The organism is Butyricicoccus sp., assembly GCF_050872565.1.
Lineage (GTDB): Bacteria > Bacillota > Clostridia > Oscillospirales > Butyricicoccaceae > Butyricicoccus_A.
This window is the reverse complement of the sequence record NZ_JBNMHC010000082.1, coordinates 1-7,707: the sequence shown is the minus strand read 5'-3', so window position 1 is coordinate 7,707 and position 7,707 is coordinate 1. Positions and strand designations below refer to the sequence as shown.

Sequence of the window (7,707 nt, the reverse complement as noted above, 5' to 3'; positions counted from 1 at the left end):
TTCAGGGTGTGCGCATACTGCGGCTTGCCCTGCTCATTGCGGCAGCGGATGTTTGCACGGCGTGCCTGATAATCCAAGAAGTTGGAGCAAGAGGAAATCTCTACATAACGGCCGTAAGACGGCATCCAAACCTCAATGTCATAGGTGCACGCAGAGCTGAAGCCTACATCACCGGTGCACAGGATAACGACACGATACGGCAGACCCAGACCCTGCAGAACAGCCTCAGCCTCATGCGTCAGGTTCTCCAGCTGGTTCCAAGAATCTTCCGGTGCTGTGAAGTTTACCAGTTCAACCTTGTTGAACTGATGCTGACGAATCAGACCACGAGCGTCACGGCCTGCTGCACCAGCCTCGCCGCGGAAGCAAGCGGAGTATGCTGCATAGCGAATCGGCAGCTGCTCAGCCGGAATGATGTCGTCGCGGTACATATTGGTTACCGGAACCTCAGCGGTCGGAATCAGGTACTGATCGGTGTTTTCCAGATGGTACATATCCTCTGCAAACTTCGGCAGCTGACCGGTACCGGTCATAGAAGCGGTGTTTGCGATGAACGGCGGCAGAATCTCGGTATAGCCGTTGTCGGTGTGGGTGTTCAGGAAGTAGTTGATAACCGCACGCTCCAGACGAGCACCCATGCCCTTATAGAAATGGAAGCGGCTGCCGGTTACCTTTGCTGCGGTATCCGGATCCAGAATGCCCAGATCCTTGCCGATGTCCCAATGTGCCTTCGGCTCGAAGTCGAACGCACGCGGCTCGCTCCAACGGCGCAGTTCCGGATTGCAGGTATCATCTGCACCCTCCGGCACCTTGTCTGCCGGTACATTCGGGATGGTCAGCAGGGTGTCATGCAGCTTCTGCTCTACTTCCGCCTGCTCAGCGTCCAGTGCCTTAACTTCCTGGCTCAGTTCCTTCATCTGTGCCAGAACAGCGGAGACATCCTCGCCAGCCTTCTTGAGCTGCGGGATGGACTTGGATACCTTGTTCTGCTCTGCCTTCATTGCCTCTACCTTGCCGATGATGTCACGGCGCTTCTGGTCGAGAGCCAGGGCAGTATCAATTTCCTCATCATAGCTCTTGCCACGCATAGCCAGACGAGTCTTACACTTTTCAGTATTCTCGCGGATAAACTTTACATCTAACACGATTCATGTTTCCTTTCTTACACCCCTATTCGAGCGCGAAGCCCGATATGGATGGTGATTTCAATTTATTATTCGTCTGCGTTCAACGCATCACAAATATCTGCATATTCCTTTGCCGCCGAGCCGGTCAGCGGTGCAGTGGTCTCATTCGTCAAGGCCTCACGCGTATACGCCGCGTCCATCTTTTCGATGATGCCGCGCGCGGTATCGTTCTCCCTGTCCTGATATGCCTTTTCCAGCTGCCACAGCTGATCCAACGCCTCTGCGTTCTTGGTCGCGTCCTGAGACTGCTTGGTCAGCGTCTCATTTTGTTCCTGTGCGGTCTTGAGATCCGCCTGCAACTTATCAACAGAATCTTGCAGCTGGTCAACCTTCGCTCTCGCGCCGTTGGCTGCGTCCGTCTGCTCGGTCAGCTGGGTGCCCAGCGCTTCCAACTCCTGGTTGGCGTGTGCCTGCATGACATAGCTGAGCAAAATCAGCACCAGTGCCACGCAAAACAGGCCGATGATATAAAACACAAAGACCTTGCGGCTTTTCTGTCGGCTGCGGTCAATGGACACCGCTTCTTCGTAGATCTTGATGTCCTCTTCCAATTTCTTGTTTTTTTCTTCGCTCATGACAAGCCTCCATCAAAGGGTCACAGCTGCCAGAGCATTTGCCAGCCGTTCCAGATCTTCATCACCGTAATATTCCAGTGTGATCTTTCCTTTTTTCTTTTTATGGTCAATCTGCACGCGGCGTCCCAGCGAGCCTTCCAGCTTGCGTTCCACCTCGGCATAGTAATCCGGCTGGAATTCCTTCGGTACATCCATGTCGGATTTCTTTTCCACCGGCTGATTGAGTTTCTTGACGTATGCCTCTGCCTGCCGCACAGACATGCCCGACTGCACCATGCTCATCGCTGCGGTCAGTCGCTTGCTCTCGTCCTGAATGGACAGAACCGCGCGCGCATGACCGCTGGACAATCTGCCCTCTTCCACGAGCTTGCGCACATCTTCGTCCAGCGTCAGCAGACGCAGACAGTTTGCCACCGCGGAGCGGGAGCGTCCGACGCGCTCGGCAACCGTCTCTTGATTCATGCCGAACTGATTCATCAGTGCCCGATAGCCCTCGGCCTCCTCCATCGGATTGAGGTCTTCGCGCTGCAAGTTTTCGATGAGTGCCAGCTCCATCATGGTCTGCTCATCGGCATCAATGACCATCGCCGGAATGGTATCCAGTCCGGCGCGGCGAGCAGCACGCCAGCGGCGTTCTCCTGCTACGATCTGATAATATCCATTGTCGCCCTGTCGAACCGTAATCGGCGCGAGCACGCCGTGGGTACGGATGCTGTTTTCCAGCTCCTGCAATGCCTTCTCATCGAAGGAACGGCGCGGCTGTGCGCGGTTCGGCTCAATGCGTCTGAGCGGCAAATTGCGGAATCCGTTTTTCGGACGAATCGGTTCTGCGCTCGTCGGCGGCACAGCCGGATCCAAATTTTCTTCCCCAAACAATGCGGAGAGACCGCGTCCCAGACTTCTATTTGCCATACGTTTCTCCTCTCTCACGCTTCATTTCTTCTGAGGAATTCCTGTGCCAGTGCCATATATGCCTCTGCGCCGCGGCAGTAGCGGTCATATGCGGTAATCGGCTCGCCGTGGCTCGGTGCCTCAGACAGACGAACATTGCGCGGCACGACCGTCGCAAAGACCTTCTTGCCAAAGTGACGCTTGACTTCCTCCACGACCTGAATGGACAGATTGGTGCGGCCGTCAAACATGGTCAGCAGCACACCCTCCATGCGGATGTTTTCATTGAGTCCGCGCTGCACGGCGCGAACCGTTGTCATCAGCTGCGTCAGACCTTCCAGCGCGTAGTACTCGCACTGGAGCGGCACCAAAAACGAATCGGCGGCGCACAGAGAATTGAGCGTCAGCAGTCCCAGCGACGGCGGGCAGTCAATAAAGATATAATCATACGCATCGCGCACCTGATCGAGTACCATCTTGAGCCGATACTCGCGGCGATCCATCTCAATCATGTCGATCTCTGCACCGGCTAAATTGACATTCGCGCCGATCACATCGACCCACTTGGTCTTGATAATTCCATCTTCCACCGGCGCATCACAGACGGTCAGCTCATAGACGCTGGTCTTGAGAGAGCGCGGGTCAATACCAAAACCGGAAGTCGCATTGCCCTGCGGGTCAAAATCGCACACGAGAACTTTCTTCCCCTGCTCCGCCAAAGAAGCAGCAAGATTCACGGCTGTCGTCGTTTTTCCGACGCCGCCCTTTTGGTTTGCAAATGCAATAATTTTTCCCATACGTGATTTTCCTTTCCGGAATAACTTCTTTTTCGGTATTCATTATACCACTTTGTTTCACGTGAAACAACAGGGAAACCGCGTTTTATGTGTGTAAATTCTGCGTGAAACGCGCGGAGATTCTCGGCATGTTTCACGTGAAACATGGCGTTGAACATCCGGCTGCTTTGTTTCACGTGAAACAATCACAGCGGAGACGCGGAAATCTTGCGGAACGGGCGCGGATACTGCTTCGGCGTGTGCTGTTTCTTGCGGATAACTACCAGACGATGGGTAATATCGGTATCCGGAATGGTGTAGTCAGTCACGGTTTCGATCTCGCCGCCGAGCAAGCGAATCGCTTTTTTTGCGTGCTCCAGCTCATCATCGGAATCTTTGCTCTTCATGGCGATAAACGCACCGCCCTGCTTGACAAGCGGCAGCGACAGCTCTGCCAGCACATTGAGCTGTGCCACGGCGCGGGAGACCGCAAAATCATACTGTTCACGGTGCTTTGCCGCGAATTCCTCGGCGCGAGCATGGACTGCTTCGATGTCAGACAGCTGCATCTCGTCAATGCAGCCCTGTAAAAACCGAATGCGCTTGCCCAGCGAATCGAGCAGGGTCAACTGGCAGGACGGGCACAGAATATGCAGCGGCATACCCGGAAAACCTGCGCCGCAGCCGACGTCAACCACAGATTTCTGGGAAAAATCAGCAATCTGAAGCAGGGATGCGCAATCGAGCAGATGCTTTTGCGCGATCTCCTTTGGATCGGTAATGCGGGTGAGATTCATGACCTTATTGGTCTCCAGCATTCGGGCGGTAAAATCCTCCAGCTGGGCGATCTGTGCGTCAGAAACCGATAGTTTCATGGCAGAAAAGCCGTTTTGAAGCAATTCAGTCATTGTTTTTCTCCTTTTCCATCATCTCTGTGACGATCATCAGAGCCGTAATATCTGCCGGGCTGACACCGGAAATGCGCGATGCCTGACCAAAATTAAGCGGATGTACCTGCTGCAGCTTCTGTCTGGCCTCCAAACGAAGCGACGAAATCTGTGTATAATCCAAATCCGCAGGCAGCGGACGGCTCTCCAGCTTGCGGAACTGCTCAACATCGCGCAGCTGCCGCTTGATATAGCCCTCATATTTGATGCGGATCTCTACCTGCTCGCGAATCTCCTTGGACAACGTCGGACGATCCGGGTCAAACGGTGCCAGCGCATCATACTTCAGCTCCGGTCTGCGGATGAGGTCAGACAGCTTGCAGCCGGACTTGAGTGGGGTGCTGTGGTGCTGTTTTAGGAACTCTTGTAAGACGTCTGACGGCGCTAAATTGACGTGCTCGACACGGTCGATCTCCTGCTGCACAGCGGCATACTTGCGCTGCACGCGTTCCAGCCGTTCCTGTGAATTCAGACCCACGCGGGCACCGATGCCGACAAGACGTTCATCGGCATTGTCCTGCCGCAAAATCAGTCGATACTCACTGCGCGAGGTCATCATGCGGTACGGCTCCTTGGTGCCGCAGGTGACGAGATCATCGACCAGCGTACCGATATAGCCATCGGCGCGATCCAAAATCATCGGCGGTTCGCCCTTGAGCTTGAGTGCCGCATTGATACCGGCAACCAAGCCCTGCGCACCGGCTTCTTCATAGCCGGAAGATCCGTTAAACTGACCAGCACCGTACAAACCGCGAATCTTCTTGGTCTCCAGCGTCGGCAGCAGCTCCAGCGGGTCAATACAGTCGTACTCAATGGCATAAGCCGGACGCATCACTTCTGCATGTTCCAAGCCCTTGATGGTGTGCAGCATATCCAGCTGAACATCCTCCGGCATGGACGAGGAAAAGCCCTGAATGTACATTTCTTCGGTATTAAGTCCCATCGGCTCGATAAACAGCTGGTGACGCGGCTTATCCGCAAACCGCACCACTTTATCCTCAATGGACGGGCAATAGCGCGGACCAATGCCCTCTACCTTGCCGGAATACAGCGGAGAACGGCTCAAATTGTCGCGAATGACCTCATGCGTGGTCGCATTGGTGTAAGTCAGGTGGCACACCGCACGGTTTTCCGGCGCGTGCTCGGTCTCAAACGAGAACGGAATACAGTCTTTTTCGCCCTCCTGCACTTCCAATTCGCTGAAATCAATGCTGCGGCGATTGACGCGCGGCGGGGTACCCGTCTTAAAGCGCATGAGATTTAAGCCCATCTTGCGCAGAGAATCCGTCAGGCCAATGGCGGCAAACATGCCGTCCGGACCGCCGTCATAGAACATATCCCCGATGATAATTCTGCCCTGTAAATACGTACCGGTCGCGATAATCACGGCTTTTGCGTCATAATGCGCGCCGGTGCGCGTGGTCACGCCAGTAACGGCTCCATTTTCCGTGGTAATGTCTACGATTTCCGCCTGCTTGAGCATGAGATTTTCCTGCTCTTCCAGCACGTGCTTCATATACTCTCGGTATTGAGCGCGGTCCGCCTGCGCGCGCAGAGAATGCACCGCAGGACCCTTGCCGCGGTTGAGCAGGCGATACTGAATACATGCCGCATCCGCTGCACGTCCCATTTCACCGCCCAGCGCGTCAATTTCTCGCACCAAATGTCCCTTGGCCGTGCCGCCGATTGCCGGATTGCACGGCATATTGCCGACAGCATCCAAATTGATGGAAAAAACAACGGTATTGAGACCCAATCGCGCACTGGCGAGTGCCGCCTCAATACCGGCATGACCGGCACCGATAACCGCAACATCCACGGTTCCAGCTAAAAATTGCACGAATATCATTCCTTTCCGTATAATATATAGTATTTTTATCTATTTGTATTTATATAAAATCTTTTGTATGCATCAAATGGCATATTTCCAGATATTTTAGCATAGCATAGAATACTTTGCGGGTCAAGATGGGGGAAAGCCTTCCTCCCTGAGGAAGGTGGCGCGGCGTCAGCCGTGACGGAAGGAGCAGCACGGGAACAGATACGTTTTAGAGTAAATCTGATGCGTATCTTGTTCATCCGGCAAAACTCCCTCAGTCTTCGCCTTCGGCGAATCCAGCTCCCTCAACGAGGGAGCCAAAAGCCCTCTCTGTCGCTCCGCGACATCTCTCCCGGAGGGAGAGACAAGTTTAGCTGGTGCGTAAGAGACAGTCTGCAACTTAGTTATCCACAACTGTGGATAACTTTGTGGACAACACTGGACAGATTCACCAAAAAATCGCTGCGATTTTTGCCGCTTTTATCAAGTGACCCCGCCGCCGGGCGGTTCGTTCTGTTGATAACTCTGTGTAAAATGTGCAAAACTTATTAACGCGCCGTACAAGTCAAGCCGCTTGTGTCGAAAAATACCGTGAAAAAACGCCATTCCGGACAGATTTCTCCATCCGGAATGGCAGCCATTCCACTTTATTTTCCCACGCAGAACTTTGAAAAGATGGTGGAAACAATGTCATCCCGGACGGTCTGTCCGGTAATTTCGCCGAGAGCCGCAATCGCGCCCTCTGCGTCCATGACGATTGCATCCGGTGTCATGCCGAGCTGTGCGGCAACAAATGCCTCTTCACAGCGCTCTGCTGCCCGTACCAGGGCGGCAGCCTGCCGTGCGTTGGTAATCGTGCTTCCGTCAAAGCTCATGCCGTCCATGCCAACCACCTTCGGGATCAGGTCATACAGCTCCTGCAATCCCTCGCCGGTTTTCGCACTGACAGACACGACGTATTCAAAATGCCGGTTGATGTTCTGGACATCCAGCTCCGACGGCAAATCGCTCTTATTGAGCACGGCGATGGTCCGTTTGCCGTGTGTGCGCGCGATAACCATCAAATCGTCATCGGAAATGTGGTCGCTGGAGTCAAACACAGCCAAAATCAAGGACGATGCCTGTGCCTGCTTCATCGCGCGGTCAATGCCCATCTTTTCCACCGGATCCTGTGTATCGCGCAAGCCCGCGGTATCATACAGCCGCAGAACGACTGCGCCGATACGGATGGTCTCTTCAATGACATCGCGCGTTGTGCCCGGAATGCTCGTGACGATGGCGCGGTCTACGCCCGCCAGCGCATTGAGCAGGGAAGACTTACCGGCATTCGGTCTGCCAAGAATGGCACACGGGATGCCCTCGCGCAGAATACGTCCGCGCTCGTAGGTCTCCGCCATATCGTACAGTTCGCTGGTCGCCCGATGCAGAATCTCGCACGCACTGTCAAACAGATGCGAGTCGATTTCTTCATCCGGATAATCGACGACCGCCAAAAATTCCGCCACCAAATCA

7 protein-coding genes are annotated in these 7,707 nt (G+C 54.3%); all 7 read right to left on the bottom strand.

Going from position 1 to position 7,707, the window contains the following annotated elements; all coding sequences use genetic code 11:
- On the bottom strand, positions 1 to 1,145 hold a 1,145-nt coding region (gene serS, locus ACR0P9_RS05095), incomplete at its 3' end, for a serine--tRNA ligase (protein WP_432617944.1).
- 68 nt (positions 1,146 to 1,213) lie between these two features.
- Positions 1,214 to 1,762, bottom strand: a complete 549-nt coding sequence (locus tag ACR0P9_RS05090; protein WP_432617942.1) for a hypothetical protein — start codon at positions 1,760 to 1,762, stop codon at positions 1,214 to 1,216.
- Between the two features lie 12 nt (positions 1,763 to 1,774).
- On the bottom strand, positions 1,775 to 2,674 hold the full coding sequence (locus ACR0P9_RS05085) for a ParB/RepB/Spo0J family partition protein (RefSeq protein WP_432617940.1): 900 nt from the start codon (positions 2,672 to 2,674) through the stop codon (positions 1,775 to 1,777).
- Positions 2,675 to 2,688: 14 nt separating this feature from the next.
- Entirely contained in the window at positions 2,689 to 3,450 is a 762-nt protein-coding gene (locus ACR0P9_RS05080; RefSeq protein WP_432617938.1) for a ParA family protein, read from the bottom strand.
- Between the two features lie 185 nt (positions 3,451 to 3,635).
- On the bottom strand, positions 3,636 to 4,337 hold the full coding sequence (rsmG, locus tag ACR0P9_RS05075) for a 16S rRNA (guanine(527)-N(7))-methyltransferase RsmG (protein ID WP_432617936.1): 702 nt from the start codon (positions 4,335 to 4,337) through the stop codon (positions 3,636 to 3,638).
- Positions 4,330 to 6,216, bottom strand: a complete 1,887-nt coding sequence (gene mnmG / locus ACR0P9_RS05070) for a tRNA uridine-5-carboxymethylaminomethyl(34) synthesis enzyme MnmG (protein WP_432617934.1) — start codon at positions 6,214 to 6,216, stop codon at positions 4,330 to 4,332. Before mnmG ends, rsmG begins: the two co-directional genes overlap by 8 nt.
- A 626-nt stretch (positions 6,217 to 6,842) precedes the next feature.
- A partial coding sequence (locus ACR0P9_RS05065; RefSeq protein WP_432617932.1) for a tRNA modification GTPase occupies positions 6,843 to 7,707 on the bottom strand: 865 nt, incomplete at its 5' end.